The 20,548-nt window shown below is 52.9% G+C and carries 18 protein-coding genes and 3 tRNA genes; 9 read left to right on the forward strand and 12 right to left on the reverse strand.

The annotated features are described in order from the left end of the window. The first annotated feature begins 268 nt into the window (after positions 1–268). Complete coding sequence (locus tag OCV64_RS15400; RefSeq protein WP_186853399.1) at positions 269–2,182, forward strand: S-layer homology domain-containing protein; 1,914 nt, start codon at positions 269–271, stop codon at positions 2,180–2,182. A 374-nt stretch (positions 2,183–2,556) separates the two neighbouring features. On the opposite strand, the gene OCV64_RS15405 is transcribed toward OCV64_RS15400, so the two are convergent. The 8 genes from OCV64_RS15405 to OCV64_RS15440 form a co-directional block, all read right to left on the reverse strand. Beyond that, positions 2,557–3,159, reverse strand: coding sequence for an IbrB-like domain-containing protein (locus tag OCV64_RS15405; protein WP_240286617.1), 603 nt, complete (start codon positions 3,157–3,159; stop codon positions 2,557–2,559). Further along, the gene (locus OCV64_RS15410; protein ID WP_147573413.1) at positions 3,149–4,468 is read right to left on the reverse strand and encodes a phosphoadenosine phosphosulfate reductase; all 1,320 of its coding nucleotides are present in this window, start codon (positions 4,466–4,468) and stop codon (positions 3,149–3,151) included. The genes OCV64_RS15405 and OCV64_RS15410 overlap by 11 nt, the downstream gene beginning before the upstream one ends. 470 nt (positions 4,469–4,938) lie before the next feature. After that, entirely contained in the window at positions 4,939–6,309 is a 1,371-nt protein-coding gene (mgtE, locus tag OCV64_RS15415; RefSeq protein ID WP_147573412.1) for a magnesium transporter, read from the reverse strand. A gap of 168 nt (positions 6,310–6,477) precedes the next feature. After that, entirely contained in the window at positions 6,478–6,615 is a 138-nt protein-coding gene (locus OCV64_RS15420; RefSeq protein ID WP_186853400.1) for a hypothetical protein, read from the reverse strand. 272 nt (positions 6,616–6,887) lie between these two features. Beyond that, entirely contained in the window at positions 6,888–7,994 is a 1,107-nt protein-coding gene (locus OCV64_RS15425; RefSeq protein WP_240286621.1) for a DUF3048 domain-containing protein, read from the reverse strand. A gap of 128 nt (positions 7,995–8,122) precedes the next feature. Next, positions 8,123–8,785, reverse strand: coding sequence for an HAD family hydrolase (locus tag OCV64_RS15430; protein ID WP_186853402.1), 663 nt, complete (start codon positions 8,783–8,785; stop codon positions 8,123–8,125). A 109-nt stretch (positions 8,786–8,894) separates the two neighbouring features. Next, positions 8,895–9,218, reverse strand: coding sequence for a sigma-70 family RNA polymerase sigma factor (locus OCV64_RS15435; RefSeq protein WP_186853403.1), 324 nt, complete (start codon positions 9,216–9,218; stop codon positions 8,895–8,897). Then, positions 9,199–9,432: a hypothetical protein gene (locus OCV64_RS15440; protein ID WP_262670485.1), complete on the reverse strand. Its 234-nt coding sequence runs from the start codon at positions 9,430–9,432 to the stop codon at positions 9,199–9,201. Before OCV64_RS15440 ends, OCV64_RS15435 begins: the two co-directional genes overlap by 20 nt. 323 nt (positions 9,433–9,755) lie before the next feature. On the opposite strand from OCV64_RS15440, the gene OCV64_RS15445 reads away from it, so the two are divergent. Both OCV64_RS15445 and OCV64_RS15450 read left to right on the forward strand, forming a co-directional pair. Continuing rightward, positions 9,756–9,831 (forward strand) — tRNA-Thr (locus OCV64_RS15445). A 9-nt stretch (positions 9,832–9,840) separates the two neighbouring features. Continuing rightward, positions 9,841–9,924 (forward strand) — tRNA-Tyr (locus tag OCV64_RS15450). 353 nt (positions 9,925–10,277) lie between these two features. On the opposite strand, the gene OCV64_RS15455 is transcribed toward OCV64_RS15450, so the two are convergent. Together OCV64_RS15455 and OCV64_RS15460 are read right to left on the reverse strand one after the other, a co-directional pair. Further along, positions 10,278–10,688, reverse strand: coding sequence for a hypothetical protein (locus tag OCV64_RS15455; protein WP_147573407.1), 411 nt, complete (start codon positions 10,686–10,688; stop codon positions 10,278–10,280). A 113-nt stretch (positions 10,689–10,801) separates the two neighbouring features. After that, positions 10,802–12,127, reverse strand: a complete 1,326-nt coding sequence (locus OCV64_RS15460; RefSeq protein WP_262670486.1) for a glucose-6-phosphate isomerase — start codon at positions 12,125–12,127, stop codon at positions 10,802–10,804. A 173-nt stretch (positions 12,128–12,300) separates the two neighbouring features. Here OCV64_RS15460 and OCV64_RS15465 point away from each other — a divergent pair. The 6 genes from OCV64_RS15465 (at position 12,301) to OCV64_RS15490 (ending at position 17,481) form a co-directional block, all read left to right on the forward strand. Then, a tRNA-Val gene (locus tag OCV64_RS15465) sits at positions 12,301–12,376 on the forward strand. Between the two features lie 394 nt (positions 12,377–12,770). Further along, positions 12,771–13,538 carry a LamB/YcsF family protein gene (locus OCV64_RS15470; protein ID WP_147573405.1) on the forward strand — a complete coding sequence of 256 codons (768 nt, stop codon included), beginning with the start codon at positions 12,771–12,773 and terminating at the stop codon, positions 13,536–13,538. A 52-nt stretch (positions 13,539–13,590) separates the two neighbouring features. Next, entirely contained in the window at positions 13,591–14,865 is a 1,275-nt protein-coding gene (locus OCV64_RS15475; protein ID WP_147573404.1) for an NRAMP family divalent metal transporter, read from the forward strand. A 69-nt stretch (positions 14,866–14,934) separates the two neighbouring features. Continuing rightward, positions 14,935–15,672 carry a 5-oxoprolinase subunit PxpB gene (gene pxpB, locus OCV64_RS15480; protein WP_147573403.1) on the forward strand — a complete coding sequence of 246 codons (738 nt, stop codon included), beginning with the start codon at positions 14,935–14,937 and terminating at the stop codon, positions 15,670–15,672. Further along, a complete protein-coding gene (locus OCV64_RS15485) occupies positions 15,669–16,610 on the forward strand; it encodes a 5-oxoprolinase subunit C family protein (protein WP_147573402.1) in 942 nt (313 codons plus the stop codon). Before pxpB ends, OCV64_RS15485 begins: the two co-directional genes overlap by 4 nt. Before the next feature lie 55 nt (positions 16,611–16,665). Beyond that, the gene (locus tag OCV64_RS15490; protein ID WP_147573401.1) at positions 16,666–17,481 is read left to right on the forward strand and encodes a putative hydro-lyase; all 816 of its coding nucleotides are present in this window, start codon (positions 16,666–16,668) and stop codon (positions 17,479–17,481) included. Positions 17,482–17,785: 304 nt separating this feature from the next. On the opposite strand, the gene OCV64_RS15495 is transcribed toward OCV64_RS15490, so the two are convergent. Continuing rightward, on the reverse strand, positions 17,786–18,457 hold the full coding sequence (locus OCV64_RS15495; RefSeq protein WP_147573400.1) for a GntR family transcriptional regulator: 672 nt from the start codon (positions 18,455–18,457) through the stop codon (positions 17,786–17,788). Positions 18,458–18,530: 73 nt separating this feature from the next. Further along, positions 18,531–20,192 (reverse strand): M20/M25/M40 family metallo-hydrolase, encoded by a 1,662-nt coding sequence (locus tag OCV64_RS15500; protein WP_262670487.1) that lies wholly within the window; start codon positions 20,190–20,192, stop codon positions 18,531–18,533. Positions 20,193–20,548: the final 356 nt, after the last annotated feature.

The raw sequence follows: 20,548 nt of genomic DNA on the forward strand, positions 1-20,548 counted from the left end.
AATAATTTGCCCTAGATTTAACACAACGGAACTTTCTTCAGCTGGGTAGTTGTTGTATTGTGAAACAGGGTGAGAGAGGAGGTGCGGAAAGCGTCTCCGCCAAAATGGCGGGGGCGACCCAAAGTAAAAAAAGAAGCCGGCAGTTACCCAACCGCTGAAGGAAAAACGACGATGTGGGACTGACAGACGGTTATATAAGAAATTTTTGAATGATGGAGGGACAAACGTGAAAAAGAAGTATCATACCCAAAACTTGTGGAGGCGCGTCATGGCTCGCGTCATGGCATTGGCACTGGTAGTTGGCCTGTTTCCGGCAGGGATGGCCCAATCAGCGTCGGCCGTTGAACTGCCAGAAGACGAGATCAAAGAGATGTGGGAAATCGCCCTGGAAAATGGCTATACCCACTATGATACCATCGACCTGTGCGGTGGCAACTCCCATATGCAGGGAATTTGTGTGGATGACAAGATGGAATACATGTATTTCTCCTATACCAGTGCGCTGGCCAAGGTAGACATGAAGACTGGCAAGGTGGTCGGTTCCGTAGGTGGCTTCGGCGAGGGAAGCTTCGGTACCCCTGGCGGCGCCCACTTGGGCTGTCTGGCCTACTATGACGGTAAGATTTACGGTTCTTTAGAATATAAAGAGCCAGGAGCAAAATTCTTTATTGCCGTCTTTGACGAGGATGCCATTACTGAAGTAGGCATGGATATGAAGGAGATGGATACCGGCGTGTACGGCATCCTACTGGAGGAGCCAACCTCTGACTTCCGTGATCCTCTGAACGATGTCGTCAGCGGCGCGAACGGCTTTGCGGTTAATGAGGAGAAGGCGGGGCATAAATTTGGCTGCTCCGGCATCGACGGCGTTACCTTCGCCCCCATGCCCGGCAGCGATGACGACAAGATGTACCTCTTTGTAGCTTATGGCGTATATGGCAACAATGACTACTGGAAGGGCCGTTATGATAACAATTACAATGTTCTCCAAGTCTATGACCCCGAAGATTTTGACCAGCCATATAACGAGTCAAAGGGAACCGGAGACTCTGTACTCCGCCGCTTTACCTATGAGCGGGGACTGAGTACTGATTATGAGGAGAGCGAAGTGCTCACAGCCACCGATACCCTTTATGCCTGGACTGGAACTACTAGCTACGGTGCCCAGAATATGGAGTACGATAAAGACACAGGCGATATTGTCCTTTATACCTATGCGCCCCAGCAGGAATGGAGCAAGGGCCACACCCTCTATGTGATCGACGGCAGCAAGGTCCCCGTGGAGCGGGAGATCGAGGTGGGACAGAGCAACACAAACTCTGACCAGGATGCCCATGACGCCGCTGTGGCCAAGGCCGAGGAGTATAAGGTGGACGGCAAATATCCCATCGGTAAGCATGGAGTGCTTAAGTGTATCTGCGGCAACGATTGTCAACCTACTGTCTGCGGCGACACCGGCATCACCGCTATGGTCTGTGGCGGAGCACTGCCTGAAACCGCTACCTACGGTATCGCCTCCATCGGTGGTGGATATTATTATATCGTAGATGGCGCCACGACTGCCAGCCTGTTTAAGCGGGATGATAACTATAACTTCACCCGGGTCACTCTGGACCGACCTATCAATGCATTCAACGATATCGTTGAGGGAGACTGGTATTACAAGGCTGTGGATTATGCGCTGACCGAGGGTATTATGTCCGGTACTAGCACAGACACCTTTGCGCCAAACGCCACCCTGACCCGTGCTATGGTGGCCCAGATGCTGTACAGCCTGGAGGGCAAGCCCGCGGCCGGCAGGGCTGACTTCGCTGACGTGGCGGAGGGCGCCTGGTACGCTGACGCCATTTCCTGGGCGGCTGGTGAGGGCATCGTGTCCGGCTATGGCGACACCTTCGGTCCCAACGATCCCATTACACGGGAACAACTGGCCCTGATCCTATACGGCTATGCCCAGATGAAAGAGTATGACACCACCCAGGGCGGTATGTCCATCCGGGAGTTTAGCGACTACACCTCCATCTCCGGCTGGGCGCTGGAAGGTCTGGACTGGGCGGTGAACGCCGGTCTGCTGTCCGGCAAGGGGAACAACACCCTGGTGCCTACCGCCGGGGCCACCCGTGCCGAGGTAGCACAAATCTTTATGATGTTCTGTCAGGAAGTGGCGAAGCAATCAAAATAAAGCAGAGAACAGTGGGGGCCCAGGGACGAGATACGTCCCTGGGCCCCTACTATTAATAGATACTTTGGAAGATGGCCGACGGTTCAAAATTAATCTTATGAAAGACTCCATAAAACAGAAGTAATAATTTTAGAAACTTATCCTATTTTTAGATGTTATGGTATTGCATACATCTACAAGCGCGGGAAGCTGCCATGGAAAACAAGAAAGCAGTGGTGGGGGCAAGATCCGCAAGAGGGAAGATGGATGCTTGGAATACCAATCAATATACTGCGGGCTATACCCAGAAGCAGAAGGCACACAAGACAACTTGAATACCGGTGCGTAAAAATAGGACCATTACGTTGGTGCGTTCCGTGTGAAGGAAAAAAGTTTCACACTGGCTGCTTTTCGTTGTTCTCTGACAGGGCGGGTACAGTTGGTCTGTTCTCTGGAGACAATGACTCCTCATCCTCGTCCACAGGTCGCCACGCCTGACCGAAGTGTACGTCTCGGAACAGAGCGGCAAGACCTGTGATCTGCTTGAGCCGCAGGATCTCGTCCCGATCCATACCTAAGTGGCGGGCGATCCAGGCATCTGACCGCCCCAACTCGTGTAGCTCTTTGATAATATTGCTCATCAGGTCCACGTTATGAGAACCTCTGGCTCGGTTGTGACGTATCGTGCTGGCCATTCGATTAGACAGCGGCTTATCAATCACGGCTACGGGCAACATCCCGTGTTCCCGCTCATAAATGTCCCGGTGCTCCTTCATAATACGCCAGCGATGGAACCCATCCACGATAGCGTACAAGTCCTGTTTTTTGGAATAATAGCAGACGATAGGCTGGGTATAGCCATCCTCCAAAATACTAAGGTAGAGAAGTTTCATTTCCGGCGGAGCGACGCTGTTGGGATTGTATGTATTGGGGACGATCTTTTCAAAGGGCACAGCGATAATATGGTATGCTGGGCTAGAAAATCCATCAATTATCATCCATGATCCCCCCATATTTTCGTTTAATCAGGTCGATACGTTTCTGCTCCTGGCGGGTCAGCCCGAAGCCCATAAAGCGACAGGTATGGTCATTTTTTAGGATGCAGTAACACATCCTTTTCCAACTGGGTATATCCTTGGTGCTTTTAATATCATCTGTATGGTCCGGAATGGGCCCGGCAAAGATAACACGGGACTTCTTGTCCAATGTATAGTTGGACACGCCATTTCTTTGAATCTGATACCCGTGTTCCTCAAGCTCCCGGATGGTTTCTTCAGATAGGCCACCCCCTGTTTCACGCCAGAATCGGATAGAGGTCTTAAATTTTTTGACATAGTTGTTCCGAAGCCGACTTGGCAGGGTATCCAATAAAAATAGAGTATAGGACTTCCATGTATGGCCCTCAGGAAGAGAGATATTGCGGTAACCCATGGCCTTGGTGCGGCTGTAGATAGCGCCAAAATTGGCACCTCTAACCCGACCTACCAACTTAGTCCAGATCTCTGGATCAATTACCCGGTACAGGTTCAGCGCATCCTTGGAGTAGTCGTTGAAAGGAGAAGCTACACGCATCTGGTCGATTTTCAGCCCCGCCTGATAATAAAGGTCGTAAAGTCGATTATAGTCGTAGCCGAAACGAGCGTTGGCTACCCATACATCGCTATTGGTCCAGTCGTAAAGCGGGGAAGCGCACCATACATCCTTGAACTGCTTGGATATCCAGCACTCGCCCTTATATCCGTATTTTTTATTGAGGAAGGCACTATACCGCTGCAGGGATTCGCTGGCTCGCATTCCCAACAGGCAGACCGTTTTTCCACCCCCTTGCTGCTCTTTGTAAAAGCGGCCAAACTGTTTAGCCAGGTCTTCCTGATGCATCCGATAGCGGTAGTGGTTAAAGGGCCGCTCCATGTTGATTACATAGGGGTAGTTTGGCATAGGCCGCACCCAAAGCTCAGGGTGCCTATCATCCCAAGGATACCAGAACATCTCGTAGCTAGAAAGGGCGGTACGGGTGGCCATAGGAAGACAGACCCAGTAGGGGGCTACTTCCGGCAGCAGCCGCTCGAAGGTCCGTGTGACATACTCGGTCGTTACGGTATACTGGGCTTCAAAATCCTGGTGGAACAGGCCAATGACCCGGTGCGGATAATGAGCGCGTTTATAGTCCATCAGCAGATTTAGCAGCAGGCCGCTGTCCTTGCCACCGCTGAAGGAAACATAGATGTTCTCAAATTCCTGAAACAGATAATCAAACCGGTCCTGAACAGCGTCGTAGACGGACCGATCCAGGTATTCTCGCTTCATATCAATCTCTCTATCTAACAATATGACAACATTACTGATACTGTGGGAAGCGGGTACCTATGGAATCTCCTAACTGAAAGCGGCGAAATCCATAGACATGGACGAAAAGCGGACTGTCCTGCTGAAAAAGGGTTCCTTTTTTTGGAGTAATTTCCTATATATTGTATCACATCCAAAATTTTCTTCAATACCATATCCGTGTGAGGAGAGAGATCCTGCGGACAAAATATATTTTCCGATAGGAGTCCTGTAAAAAATGTCCTTTCCGATTTATAACAAAAAGAAAATAAGCGGATAAATAATACAGTTCGTATAGAAAGCGGGCGGTCCAAAGCATTCCATAATCGCGGTTGAAGACACAAACCATGAAGGGAAAGATAAAGATGATTTTGCGCCGTTATCTATCTCAAAGTCAGGACAATAAAAAGGCAGCCGCAAGCCAGACTGGCCTGCGGCTGCCTTACTGCGCTTCATATGCCCAGCACATGAGTAGCGATAGCAAAATAGATGAGCAGGGATAGAGCGTCCACGATGGTGGTTATAAAAGGCGCAGCCATGACTGCTGGGTCGATGCCGACTTTCTCGGCGGCCATAGGCAGAGTACAGCCTACTATTTTGGCGCAAACCACGGTCAACATCAGAGTCAGACAGACTACCAGAGCCACCAGAGGGGTGACCTCTGGATTGTGCATAAGCCAGCGGTCCACCACCATCATTTTAATGAAATTGGCGCCCCCCAGACAGACGCCGCACAGCACGGCCACCCGGATCTCTTTCCACAAAACGGCGAGCACATCGGAAAACTCCACCTCGTCCAGGGACAGGGCACGGATTACCGCCACCGAGGACTGAGAGCCGGAGTTGCCCCCGGTGCCAGACAGCATGGGGATAAAAGAAGTGAGGATCACGCAGGCGTTCAAGGCTGATTCAAAGCTGGTGATGATGATGCCGGTGAAGGTGGCGGACAGCATCAACAGCATAAGCCATGGAATGCGGGATTTCCAGGTCTCAAAGACGCCGGTACGAAGATAGGGCTTGTCAGAGGGCAGAATGGCCGCCATCTTTTCGAAGTCCTCAGTGGTCTCCTCCTCAATGACGTCCATGGCGTCGTCAACGGTGATGATGCCCACCAGGCGGTCTTCGCCATCCACCACGGGCAGGGCGGTCAGACCATATTTGGAGAACATCTGGGCGACATCCTCTTTATCCTCATGGGTGGTCACGGAGAGGACATTGGTTTCCATAATATCGCCAATACGGGTTTCATAGGCGGACAAGAGCATAGTCTTGACGGTGACTACGCCGAGCAGGACACGGTTCTGGGTAACATAGCAGGTATACACAGTCTCCTTGTCCAGTCCGACACGGCGGATGCGGGCAAAGGACTGCTCCACTGTGGCGTCTGGATGGAGGTATACGAACTCTGTGGTCATAATGGAACCGGCGGAGTCCTTGGGATAATTGAGAAGCTGATTGATCTGGCTGCGGGTAGAGGTATCGGTATTCCGCAGAATACGGGACACCACATTAGCGGGCATATCCTCAATGATATCTACCGTGTCGTCCAGAAACAGCTCGTCCAGCACCTCCCGAAGCTCCTTATCGCTGAGGGCGCCAATCAGCTTCTCTTGGTCTTCGGTATTCTCCAGATAGGTGAAGACCTCCGCGGCTAAGTCTTTGGGCAGAAGGCGAAAGACCAGGATCTCCTGTTCTACATCCAGTTCATCCAAAAACTCGGCGATGTCTACCTCATTCATCTGGCCCAGGGCTTCTTTCAACTGGCGAAACTTTTTTTGGCGGACCAGTTCCATCAGCAGCTCCAAGTCATAGTTTTCGTGCATATGGCTCTCCCCTTTCCGAATTTATGTGAAAGTGGGGCACAAAAAACCACAGGCCAGAGGTCATTTTGAAACTGACAGATAGGGGAGAAGCCCCTTTATCATCTTCAAAATGATCTCAGCGCCTGTGGCTGCGCACGGACAGACCAAAGCCAGAACCGTAAGGCCTGGCTAAACATTGTTCCGGCGGCGGACCAGCATCCGGATCAACCCGGCCAAGCCCGCCGCCTGCTGTCTGTGGCAGCATATCTCTGTGTCCTGATGGCGACTTCGACCGTCCACGCTGGATCCCACTTCCTTTCCGCACAAAAACTCCCTCCCAATACCATTTGGGAGAGGATCAAACGACATCAGTCAAACATGACCGCCATTTTTGTTTCATTATACCATTGTACGCACATCCTTTGCAAGCGGTCGCCAGGGAATTTTCCTTTGAAGATACCGGAAAACAGGAAATTATCTATTTCATAAAAGGGCCGTCCGACAGATCGCCGCCGGACGGCCCTGGATTGCAGACCTATCATGGCTGCCGGCATGGGAGCCCCTCTCTTTTGGTACCACTCCAAAACCGAACAGAGAGGTCAGCCCCAACTGACCTCGGCCGATGTGTCTACCAGATTGATATAGCTGGTCCCGACGCCCAGGCTTACCGGGGCCCCGGACTGGTCTAAGAAAGACAAGCAGTCATTTCGGCTGTCCCGCTGCCAGGTAATCTCATAGAGCATACCGTCCCGGAGGAGGAGACCTTCCCCATTGCCGGTGGTGCGTACCTTCATCCGGCCCGCGGAGTCGCCATTGATCTGGGCTACGTCAGTGTACAGCACAAGCACGTTGCGGAAGCCAACCTCCTGGCCGGTGCTGCCATCGACATATGGTATATCCTTGCCGTTGATATGCTGCTCCACCATATACAGGCCGCTGTCAGAATTGTAGGTGAAGTGGCCCGTCTTATAATGGGAGAAGGGAACGGTCAGCCAAGTCACATGCTGCTGATCGCCGGCGGGGGCCTCCTTGGAGAAACTCCAGCCCACCTGGAAGTCCTGGTCGTGTTCCCGCTCGATGCGCTTGGGCAGCTGATCCAGCATTTTCTCGCTGGAGGTGAGCAGGGAGTGCTCCAGGCCGGCAGTCTTTCGCCGGCCTGGGTCCCGCCAGCACATATCGCCATAGGGCCCGTTGACAAAGTCAATGTAGGACATCCCCCAGCCCTGAAGGGCATCATAGGCCTGGGGACTGCCGCCGGCATGGACGTAGATAGCGTCGTGCCCGCAGGCCAGACTGACGTAATAGTCCCGGGCTGAACGGACGCTGCCCAGGTCGCCCACCCCCTCTATATCCTGGAACACGGCCAGCATCCGAGTGATACCGCCCTCAGCTACAATCTCATAGATCACGTCGGCCTGGGATACGCCGAGTTGTGGCAGAGCCTTTGACAAATTGTTGAGCATGACCGCGAAGGGCCGCTGCCCGCTGATATCCTCCTCCAGCCCCTCTCCGGTGAGGGGATTATGATAGGGATAGACGGGTTCCGGTTCTGGATCTATCGGGGCGATGACGGAGACAGAAGGCTCCTGGGAGGATATCTCTCCTCCAGAACCGCTGCCTGGGTCCTCTGCCGGCTTTCCACAGGATGTCAGAGCGGCGGACAACGCGGCCGCCAGCAGGAGCGCGCCCATACGTTTCACAGTCATAGCTGGTCCCCCTTGCGTTTTTGTATATATCGCTGTGCTTATCATACTGTTTTTTCAGCGGTGCTGTCAACCCTGTCTATAAACAAAAGGGGCGGGAGTGTCCTGCCCATGCCGCCGTCCCCACAGGATCATCTGGCCTGTTTTCTAAGCCAATCCAGTAGCTCTGACAAGTCCGGAGCGATATGGACATGGGGAAAGGGGAAAAAATCCTGCCTTGGGGTGGTCCCGTTGAGGACTGCCGAAAAATGGCATCCGGCCCGCTGGGCCGCCTCCGCGTCCAGAACGGTGTCCCCACAGTATAGCACCTGGGAGGCCGAGACTTCCAATTGTTCCATAGCAAGCAGAAGCCCCTCGGGGTCCGGCTTACTGTTGGAGACATCGTCGCCGCCGAGTACCACCTCAAACTGGTTTGCCACACCCCTGTGCTCCAGAATGCCCCGCAGAGTGTCCGCCCGCTTGGTGCTGACGACGGCTCTCTTGACGCCCTTCTGACCCAGCCAGCGGAGCAGTTCTGTGGCGCCGGGCAGCAGGACAGCTTCTTCCCTCTGGCGGGCCTGAGCTGCTTGGGTGAAATAGGCGCGGAACTGCTCGCGGTGAATCGGGTCACGATCCCCGGTGAGCTTGGTATAGGACTCCTCCAGAGGATAGCCAACAGTCCGACGGATCTCATCCGCGTCGGGGGCGGGCCAGCCGAGCTGGTCCAGGCCGTAGGCAAAGCCTGCCAGAATAGAGGGGGTAGCATCTCCCAGAGTGTAGTCAAAATCAAAAAATATGGCTTGATACGGCACCATTGTTACCCTTCTTTCCCATTTAGTCAGCCTGTCCCCTAGAGGCATGAAGCCCCAGACAGGAGATCACAATTATAACACAGGCGGCCACGGAGCCACAAGAGGGCGGCCCTTACTCCTGGTCCATGCTTTTCAAATAGGCCTCCGCCCCATAGCGCAGGCAGCGTTGGAGCCGCCGCTCTCCCCGCTTGATGGTCCGGGAAATAGTGGATTTGTCCACCCCCAGCCGCTCACCGATCTCCCGCATATTCAGCCCCTCGGCGTAATACAGCAGGAGGACCTGCCGCTGCTTGGCGGTCACGTCCTCTTTCAGGGCACGGATCAGATTGCGCTTGAGGCGGCTGACCTCCTGGCTGTTGTCCGCCGCCATCTGCCGGGTATACACCGCCATGTCAGCGGCGTATACCTTGCCCCTCCTATATCGTGTATTTGGCATTCCGGCGGTACCCCCTGTCATAGTAGCGTTCGGTAAGGACGGCCAGCTCTCTGGCCTCCCGAAGCATGGTGGCCAGCAGCTTGATCCGCTCCTGAAGCTGGTTGCGGGCGTCCGGGTCCTGCGTCCGTTCCAGCCAGCACTCCAGTTGGCAGATCCTTAGGTCCAGGGACCGAGCATGGGCCCGGTATTCGACAGACAGTTCCATCAGCGTCATGTGATCTCCTCCTCTTTTTCCAGCCTGGCCCAGCAAAGGCGGCAGATCCATCTGCCGCGCCACTGCCAGACTCTGTCCCAATGGTATTGCTCCCCGCCGCACAGAGCGCACAGGCAGCGTGCCCTCTCCTGCTGGCGGTCCTCCAGCGGGGGACGCAGCCGCCGGTTTGGGGAATATGTCGTGGCCCTCTCCTCCTCATATCCAGGTCCGGTAGTCTTTGGAGCAAAGAAACAGCCGCCCTGGAAAAGTTTTTTTGAAATCTGCTTGACAAGTGACGGTTCCTTTGGTAAAATACCACTTGCTGCTGGACAGAAACCTGAGATGCTGGTGTAGCTCAGCTGGTAGAGCAGCTGATTTGTAATCAGCAGGTCGGGGGTTCGAATCCGTCCACCAGCTCCAATTTCATATGGAGGAGTTCCCGAGTGGCCAAAGGGGGCAGACTGTAAATCTGTTGCGTTAGCTTCGGTGGTTCGAATCCACCCTCCTCCACCAAGCCGGAGCAAACGGTCATATCGTTTGCTCCGACTTTTTTATAAAAAGTCAGAGCGCGTTCATTTTGCTGCTCCTCCTTTCCAAAACGGACCCGCTTCGTTGGGACTCGATTTTGCTGGCCGCCCCATGGGCGGCCTTTTGTGTATAAAATATGGCGCCCGACCGTCCTTTCCAGCTTGATAAGAGCAATCAGAAATAGAACATATGTTCTATTTCGGACATAGGATACTCCTTTTTTCTTCTGGTGTCAACTATTTCCTCCCATATTTTTGTGTGGAAAAGGCCGGAAAAAGGGACCTTCGAAAATAAAAGCGCCCCGCGGGGAAAACCCGCGGGGCGCTGCCTGTCCGAACTCAGAAATATTTTTTGACGCCGTCAGGAGCCAAATCAGCATCATCGCTGATGGTGATGGTGAATTTGATATTATGCTGCTCACCAAACTTATTCAGCCAATCCAGGAAATTCTCGGTCTCATTGTCGCACTCGCCGCCTGCGATCTTGGTCAGACTGTCGATAAAGATATGGGTGATGTCATAGTTGCTGGCGTACATACCGCTGATAAAGCCCTTCAAAGCAGTATAGCTGCCGATATCATAGTCGCTGGCTTCCACCAGACGAATGTGGTAATGGATATCCAGGGTCAGCTTGTTGCCTTTCTCGATGCAGATCACATTGCCATGCTCGGTCTGAGCGGCGGCATTGATCATCTCAATCATCTGCTTGGTCTTGCCGGAGCCCTTCTTGCCCATGATAACTCGAATCATGTGTATCACTCCTTAAACGAATTGACGTGGGGAACCTCCCCGTTCTTGTATAACACTTTACCATATCACGCCCAGTTTTTCAACCGGATTATCGTGAATTTTTTGTAACAAGCTTAGAGCCGTGTCTCTAACTGGGCTTTCAAGTCCTCATAACCGGGCTTGCCTAAAAGAGCAAACATATTCTTTTTATATGCCTCCACACCGGGCTGGTCAAAGGGGTTGACCTCTAGCAGATGACCGGACAGGCCGCACACATACTCGAAGAAATAGATGAGATATCCCACCGAGGCCTCACCAATGGCGGGCAGTTCAATCAGCACATTGGGGACGCCGCCGTCTACATGGGCCAGGATAGTGCCTCGCATAGCCTGCTCCGCCACAAAGGAGAGGGGCTTTCCAGACAGGAAATTGAGGCCGTCCACGTTGTCCGGATCGTTGGGGATGATGAATTGCCCCTTGGGGGCAAACTTAACTACAGTTTCAAACATGAGCCGCTCTCCCTCCTGGATATATTGGCCCATGGAGTGGAGGTCGGCAGTAAATTCTACGCTGGCAGGGAAGAGGCCTTTGCCCTCCTTGCCCTCACTCTCTCCGTACAGCTGCTTCCACCACTCGGCAAAGAAGCGGAAGGGAGGCTCGTAGCAGGCCAGTAGCTCTACCTTCTTTCCGGCCTGATACAGGCCGTGCCGGGCGGCGGCGTACTGCCAGGCGGGGTTTTCCGGCCCACCCGCGGAGAGCTCCTCCATAGCCAGACGGGCGCCGCCCATCAGGGCGTCGATGTCGATACCGGCGGCGGCGATGGGCAGCAGACCCACGGCGGTAAGGACAGAATACCGGCCTCCCACCGCGTCGGGTACAACGAACTCCTCATATCCTTCCGCGTCGGCCAGCCCCTTCAGGGCGCCGCGGCGGGCATCTGTAGTGGCATAGATACGCCCACGGGCTCCCTCTTTGCCGTATTTCTCCTCCAGCATGGCTTTGAAGATACGGAAGGCCACAGCTGGTTCCGTGGTAGTACCAGACTTAGAGATGACGTTGACAGAAAAGTCCCGGTCACCGATGAGGGCGATGAGCTCCAGCAAGCTGTCAGTAGACAGTCCATTGCCAGCAAAGTAAATATCGGGCGTGTCCTTTTTCTTCAGATTATAGTTGGGAGAGGCCAGTAGCTCAATGACGGCCCGGGCGCCCAGATAGGAACCACCGATCCCGATGACCACCAGTACCTGGGACTGCTGCTGGATCTTCCGCGCGGCGGCCTTGATGCGGGCAAATTCCTCTTTATCATAGTCCCGGGGCAGGTCCACCCAGCCGGTAAATTCGCCGCCAGGTCCGCTGTGGCTGGACAACATGGAGGCAGCTTTTTCAAGCCTGGCCTGCCGGCTGGTCACATAGTCCTGTGGCAGGAAGGGGGATGCCTTGGATAGGTCCAATTTCAACATATCGTATTCCTCCTGTGAGAAAATGAGATCCTACAAAACAAATTATACCACAGCTCGTCTCCTTTTTACAGAGAATTTTCCCGGTACCGGGATACCAAAAAAAGATTTGTGGAAATTCTTTGGAAATAGGTTGACAAGGAGGGGAACAGCAGTTATAATAATCTTCGCTGTCTGGACGATTAGCTCAGCTGGTAGAGCATCCGCTTGACGTGCGGGAGGTCACAGGTTCAAGTCCTGTATCGTCCACCAACAAGAAGCCCTGGAACCATAAAATGGTGCCAGGGCTTCTTTGCGTCTGTTAAAAAGTAGTATGCCTTACCATAACTTTATTGGCCAGCTATGGGCCCCCATGACTGCATATGTTAAGATGAAGATGATACAATTTTTTGAATGGTGTCCATATCTTGACTACGATTCGTTTTTAAGTGAATTCACTATTTTTTTAATATAATTGGGTAAAGAATTTAAGAAAAAGTTAAAAGAAAAGAGCGGATGATGAAACACTGATCGAGACAGACGCCCTGCCTAAATTGTGCCCTTGGACAATAAAACGAGATTAGTTTAAATTCATCATTTTTAGCTCTTGCTTATATGCTGGTTTTGTGCTAAATTTATATATATTAAGAAAAAAGGAGGTATGTTTATGTGCAAAGTAGATCTGAACAGCGACTTGGGCGAGAGTTTCGGTGCCTATACCATTGGCCTGGACAGCGAGGTTATCCAGTATGTATCCTCTGCTAATGTGGCCTGTGGCTATCACGCCGGCGATCCTCTAGTGATGGACAAGACGGTGGCCGCCGCCAAATCTGCTGGCGTGGCGGTAGGCGCGCATCCCGGCTACCCCGATCTTATGGGCTTTGGCCGCCGGAACATGGTGTGTTCTCCCAAAGAGGTCAAAGCGTACATCCAGTATCAGTTGGGCGCGCTGATGGCGTTCACTGCGGCCCACGGAGTAAAGTTGCAGCACTGCAAGCCTCATGGCTCCTTGTACAATATGGCTGCCAAGGATATGGATCTGTCCTTGGCCATTGCTGAGGCCATCGTTGAGGTGGACAAAAATATCATTCTCATGGGGCTGGCGGGAAGCAAGATGCTGGAGGCTGGAAGGCAGATGGGCCTACGGGTAGCCAGTGAGGTTTTCGCCGACCGAGCCTATCAGGCGGACGGCTCCCTAGTACCCCGGAAACAGCCTGGCGCGGTGATCCATGACAAGGACGAGGCCATTGCCCGCACCATCCGCATGGTCACTGAGGGCAAGGTCACCGCCATCACCGGCGAGGAGGTATCCATTGACGCCCACTCTATCTGTGTCCACGGTGACAACCCCTCTGCGGTGGAATTTGTCAAGAACATCCGGGCCTCCCTCAGCGCCCAGGGGGTGGAGATTGCCCCCATTGCTGAGATTGTGTGACCGAGTGTATGAGGAGAGAAATCCCTAAATTTCATATCATGGGAGGTACATTATGAGTAAGGAGCCTAACATCCTGAATCAGTCCTCGGCAAAACCCAGCCGATCGGTGCTCTTCGGTGCCGCCTTCCTGATGGCCACCTCGGCCATTGGCCCCGGCTTCCTAACCCAGACGTCCACCTTTACCGCCCAGCACGGAGCGGCTTTAGCCCTAGTCATTGTGCTGGCTATTGTCATGGATATCACCGCCCAGATGAACATTTGGTCTGTGGTTTCTGTCTCCCAAATGCGCGCCCAGGATGTAGCTAACAAGCTGCTGCCTGGTTTGGGCGTGGTCATTGCCATTTTGGTGGCCATTGGCGGTTTAGCCTTCAACGTAGGCAACGTAGGCGGTGTGGCCTTGGGATTCAACGCCATGATTGGTTTGGACCAGAAGGCAGGGGCCGTTGTTGCGGGCTGTTTGGGGATCATCATTTTTATCAATAAGAATGCCAAAACTATCATGGATAAGGTAGCCACGATTCTAGCTGCTGTTATCCTTGTCACTGTTCTGGTGGTGGCCATCATCTCTCAGCCCCCCATGGACCAGGTTGCCCATGGGCTGACACGTGTGGACTATTTGTTTAATCCGGATAACAAGATGTTTACTGCGCTGACCACTCTATTGGGCGGATCCTGTGGCGGTTACATCGCGTTCTCAGGCGCGCACCGCCTGCTGGACGCTGGTATCTCTGGCCCGGAGAACGTGGGCCATGTACGTAAAAGTGTCATCCAAGGCTGTGGTACCTCTGGCATCGTGAGGATTCTGCTGTTCCTGGCGGTATTAGGCACCTGCATGGAGGGTTCCCAGTGGCTGGCGGAAAACGCTAAAATTATTACTGACGCTGCCAGTGGCGGCAATCCCGCTGCCGAGGCATTTCGCCTGGCCGCCGGTGACTTTGGTTACCGCTTATTTGGTCTGTGCCTATTCTCCGCCGGCGTGTCCTCTGTGGTGGGCGCGGCATATACCTCAGTCTCGTTTCTGAAAACCCTGCACCCCTTCATCGCTAAATATGAGCGGCAATTTGTGGTGGGCTTTATTGCCTTCTCCACCCTGATGATGGTGATTGTGGGCAATGCTGCTGGGCTTTTGATTGTCGCCGGCGCCTTTAATGGCCTGATTCTGCCTATTACTTTGGGTGTCATGCTTATCGCCAGCCGCAGCAAGCGTATTGTGGGTGAGGAGTACAAACACCCCATGCCGCTGATCGTGCTGGGCGTAGTAGTGGTGGCTGTCTCCTTGTACTCTGGTATACAGACTGTTCCCAATATTTTGCAGCTATTTGGCTAAGAGGATAACAGATATCCGGAAAACCTGCGTTATGCGGGCTTGCCGGACTGGAACAGAAAGGAGCCGTATATGGCTGAAGTGAAATTTCTCCTCTCCGGGGATACCTCTGTGACGGTGGAGTTCGGCAATGAGATTAGCCCGGCTATTAACGCTCAGATCCGCGCCTTTAACATTGCCCTGGAGGAGAGCAGGATCCCTGGCATTACCGAGACGGTTCCCACCTACCGCTCCCTCATGGTCCATTACGATCCTGGCATCATTCTCTATGATGACCTGGTGAAGGAACTCAAGGGGCTGATGGGCCAGCTTTCCAACATTCAGATTCCCCCCAGCGACGTGCTGGAGATTCCTGTCCTCTATGGCGGGGAAGCTGGGCCTGATTTGGAGTTTGTCGCAGAGCATAACAAAAAAACCCCGGAGGAGGTCATCAAAATTCATACCTCCACCGAATACCTCATCTATATGCTGGGCTTCACCCCAGGCTTTACCTACCTGGGCGGCATGAGCGAGGAGATCGCTGCCCCCCGCCTGAAGCAACCACGGGTGAAGATCCCCGCTGGGTCAGTGGGGATCGCGGGTTCTCAGACCGGCGTGTACCCCATCGACTCCCCAGGCGGCTGGCAGCTCATCGGTAAGACCCCGGTGCGTATGTACCAACCGGACCGGGCGGAGCCCATCCTCCCCAAGGCTGGTGAGTACATCAAATTCTATTCCATTACCCAGGCGGAGTTTGACGCCATCGCCGCCCAAGAGGCGGCGGGCACCTATGTGTGCAAGCGCCACCCCAGAAAGGAGGGGGGACAATGAGCATCATGGTATTGAACCCCGGCTTGTTAACTACGGTGCAGGACATGGGGCGCGTTGGCTATCAGCAGTTCGGCGTGCCCGTTTCCGGAGTCATGGACCCCCGAGCGGCGGCCGTCGCTAATATTTTGGTGGGAAACCCGGAGGATGAAGCGGTGCTGGAGTGCACTATGCTGGGCCCACAGCTGCGCTTTGACGCGGCCAACACCATCGCCATCACTGGCGGGGACCTGATGGCCGCTCTAGATGGACAGGTGGTACCAACCTATCGAGCGGTAACTGTCCAGGCAGGTCAGACACTCCGTTTTCAGGCCCCTAAGACAGGTTGCCGGGCCTACATCGCTTTTGCCGGAGGTTTGGACATTCCCGAGGTCATGGGCAGTCGCTCCACCTACTTGAAGGCCAAGATCGGAGGCCTAGGGGGGAGAAAGCTTCAAAAGGACGATGTAATAGGCTTCCGGGCCCCCGGCATCCCTAAGAACCTGTCCGAGCGGTATATCTACCCAGAGTTCATCCCACACCCCGTGTACACCCTGCGGGTAGTTATGGGACCTCAGGACGATGCGTTTACTGACTCAGGTATTGCCACATTTCTGAGGGAAACCTACTCGGTGACCAATGAGTTTGACCGTATGGGCTGCCGCTTGGACGGAATGCCCATCCAGCATGTTACCGATGGCAACATTATTTCTGATGGCATCGCCTTTGGAGCCATTCAGGTGCCCACGGAGGGGAAACCCATCATCATGATGGCTGACCGTCAGACCACTGGTGGCTATACCAAGATCGCGAACGTGATCTCCGCCGACTTCCGCCTCCTGAGCCAGATAAAGGCGGGGGACAAGGTGAAGTTTGAGAGAGTGTCCATTCAGACCGCGCAGGAGGCTCTCCTCAACCAACGCGCTGCCCTGCGCACCCTGCGCCGGTCCCTGGATATGTGATCAATGTGGCCCTGCCTCTGTCGGGTGGGGCCACAGGACAGAAAGGATGATAATTATGGCCTTTGACATTACCCCTTATATAGACAAGAAACCCTCTGAAGTCCGCCAGTTAATTCGTCAGGGTGTCATTGACTTTCCTACCGCCGGTATGTGCCGGGGCTACGCCCAGGCTAACTTGGTGATCCTACCTCCGGAGTACGCCGACGACTTTGAGGAGTACACGCGGAAAAACCCATTTCCCTGCCCGGTGCTGGAAATCATTCGAGGCACCCCAGAGACCCACGCCATGGGACAGGGCGGAAACATTGTCACCGACATCCCCCGTTACCGAGTGTATGAGAACGGGGTGTTTACCAAGGAGCTGACTGATGCCTCTGCATACTGGAAGGCTGGGTATGTGGGCTTCCTAATCGGGTGCTCCTTTTCCTTTGAGGAGGCGCTCATGGCCGCGGGCCTCCCCGTGCGTCATATTGAGCAGGGCTGCAATGTGCCTATGTACAAGACCAATATTCAGACTGTAAAGGCGGGACCGTTTGAAGGACCCATGGTGTGCTCCATGCGCCCTATGACCCCGGAACAGGCCAAAGTAGCCTACGACATTACAGTAAAAATGCCGAATGTTCACGGTGCTCCGGTCCAGATCGGTGATCCTGAGAAGGTAGGCGTTAAGGATGTGATGAAGCCAGACTACGGCGATCCTGTCGAAATTCGGGAGGGAGAAATACCGGTATTTTGGCCCTGCGGAGTCACTCCTCAAGCTGCAGTAGAGAACGCGAAGCCACCCGTTGTCATTACACATGCCCCTGGGCATATGTTTATTACCGATATCCTCAACACAGAGCTAAACGATTATCTGGAAAAAAACAAGTGAAGCTGAGTATAAGGCATGATTGCCTCAAATAATTTGGAGAAAGAGCTGCCTGTGATTTGGAATATCAGGCAGCGCAAATAACCTGCATCGGCAGTACATAACAGAGCATTGAATTACTTCAATGGATCTGTGACAAACGCCTTTGTGGAGGCTCTGAATCATATCGCGCAATCTTTCTTTCAGTCTGAAGAATATGAATTTGAAGTGTTATAAGAGAACGAGAGCAGCAATCTGATATGGATTGCTGCTCTCGTTTCATATTCCGGAACGATATCTTAAAGCTTACCTCTTAATTGAATAATATTTATTCTAACTTCTTTCGCTCCGTCCGGTCGATGTACCTCTTCTCAATTTGTCGCAAATGGTTATCCATTGCCTGATAGGCGTGATCATATTCTTTTCGTTCCAGGGCGTCCACAATGGCGGTGTGCTCAACTACAGCCGGTTTATAGGAGGAAAGCAGTGTGGTACTGAGTATCAGACAGCGGGTGCTGTGTGTGTTAAGCCGTTCCACCACATCGCAAAGGAAGCGATTTCCGGTCGCCTCTGCCAGCGCGGTATGGAAGACATAGTCCTGCTGAATATAGTACATATAGTCATCGGCATCGGCCATCTTGCAATTTTGCTGTTCCTCAATACTATTGCGCAATTTGCGAATCAGCATGGGGGTGACTCGTCCCCTCAGCTCGTTTATAGTCAGAAGCTCCATTGGCCGGCGAATAACATTAATGCTTGCCGCGTCCTCCTCCGTTAGACGGGAGACTGTCACACTTTTTCCGCGCACTTCAGCCAATCCGTCGTCTACCAGTCGGTGAAGTGCAACCCGAACGGTAGTGCGGCTGATTGACAGTTCCGCGCAAAGTTTTTCCTCTGTCAATACATCATCAGGAGCCAGCTCATTGTAGACAATGGCGTTTCTCAGTACATGATATGCCTTGTCTGACAGTTTCATATTTTTCTTCAGGGGTTCCAGCATGAAATACTCGCTCCTTAAACTTAGTATCCAAAAACGCACTGGGGATCAGAATATTACCGACAAGGCGGTGGTATCATTTTTCGTTAAGATATTTCTCCAAGACGCGCAGCATAATAATGGGTAATTTGCCGAAGGAATACTCCTTATGGACTCGCTCTGTCCACTTATGGGCGTCCTTGCCGTGACAGCCGAAGTTGAAGGCGGGGATATTCAGCCGCTTAATTTGGTCCAGGGGCACGTCATAGTGGCCCTTCATGTCAGGGAAGTTGTCCACCAGAGTCTTGATAGAGGTGTCGGTGTCATCCAGCTTCAGATAGCTGCTGTCAGTGAGCACTGGGAAGAACTGCATCATCTTCAGCTCCTCGCCCATCTCCTGGCCCAACTGATTCAGCAGATCGACTACGCTGTCTAACAACGCGCCTTCCTCCGGAATTTCGCGCTTCAGTGTATTTCGGGGGCAGTAGGGCGGTGCCAGGAACAAAATGACTGTGGGTGTATTAATACTCAAAATATTATTTGCCAGATATTCTACAATCTTCAGACACAGCTCGCGGCGGTCCATGTTTTCCTCAAGCGATTGTTTGGTGATTGCACGGATATCCTCGTCCACGTCAGGCTTGAGGGCCTTGGCCTTCTCATACAGCTCACTGTATTCCATGACCTTCAGTTGGTACTCACGCTTGTAGTAGTCGGCACCGGTCATCTTGCAGTAGACCTTATTCTGCTCATCTGTGTAGGTATCCACAGTGTTCAGGGCATCCTCGGCCACCTTGCGCAGGCGGGCAAAAATCTCATCCATCTCCATATTATGGATGAAGTAGTTGAAGTACACAAAAGCGGAGAAGGCGGTCTGCACGTCGTAGGAAGGCTTCAGGTCCCTCATCTTCAGCACCGTGGGGGGCATAGCGAACTCGCCGTTGTAAACGTCGCTGAACTCGGCACGCATATCTATGTTCCGGGTGATCTCAGCGGCTACCATAGAGGCGCTAAACCCCTCAAAGCCCTGACCGGAATGGGTGGGCTTACCAATGATGTAGAAGCAAGGCAGAATTTTTCCCACCGCTCCGGCATGGAAGTAGTGGGCGGTATCGCCGGGGAAGGCGGGGGAGATGAAGTCGGTGTTCATGGCCATCTTGTAGGTTAAGCCATACTTGGCCTTCAGCTCCTCCAGCACATTTAGAGACTCAATAATTCCGGTATGCTGGTTTTCTTCCACAGGATTGGTCATGAAGATCAAATTTCCATCAAACTGATCCAGGTGTTCTGTAAAATACCGCATCAGCACCATATTGACCGCATCGCCCGATTTCATATCAGAAGAACCGCGACCAAACATCCATTCTCCAGACTCAATATCCGCCAGGACCTCTGGGTCGCTAGTAATGGACTTGATCTTCTCTGGCAGGGCGTCGCAGTCAAAGGCGTACTCCTTGATGGAGCCGTAGTCATCGATACCCACAGTATCGTGGTGGCCGTGGAGGATGATAGTCTGGTTGCTGTTACTACGGGAACCAAAAGCGATGGCGACCACGTTGATGCGGTCATAAGGGTCGTTCTTTAGGGGCTGGGTGATGACTTGATCCGGATGTGCCTTAAAGTAGGGGAGCTCACGAATCCAGGCGGCCATATAATCAGCCACCGCACGCTCCCCACCATCGGAGTTATTCATGCTGGGAATGGAAACCAGCTTTTTTGTGAGGGCCAGTGCCTCATCATAGAAAGGATAATTTTGCATGGCGGGTATGCCTCCTTTGTCCCAGAAAGATGGGACGAATATAATAGAAACATTACCCTGATGTCTTTGTTTGAGAGTTGGCCATTTGTACTTTGTATACAGAACATAAATATTATAGTTGAAAGAAAGTTGAATGTCAACCCAAATATCACGATTATGATAAATAGCAAGAAAATAAGAACATCTTTTTGTTGATATAATACAAATGATTTTTGCCAGTCTGTTACCATTAATCGCTGTACACTATAAACAAAAATCTTGCGCAAATTGCAAGTGTAAGTTGGACACCTGCACGGTAGAACTTAGTGAATCAGAGCGTCGGTCAGGATGGAAGCCGCTGGCTTCCGTCCTGGGCG

It is taken from the genome of Muriventricola aceti (genome assembly GCF_025567565.1).
Taxonomy (GTDB): Bacteria; Bacillota; Clostridia; order Oscillospirales; family Oscillospiraceae; genus Lawsonibacter; species Lawsonibacter aceti.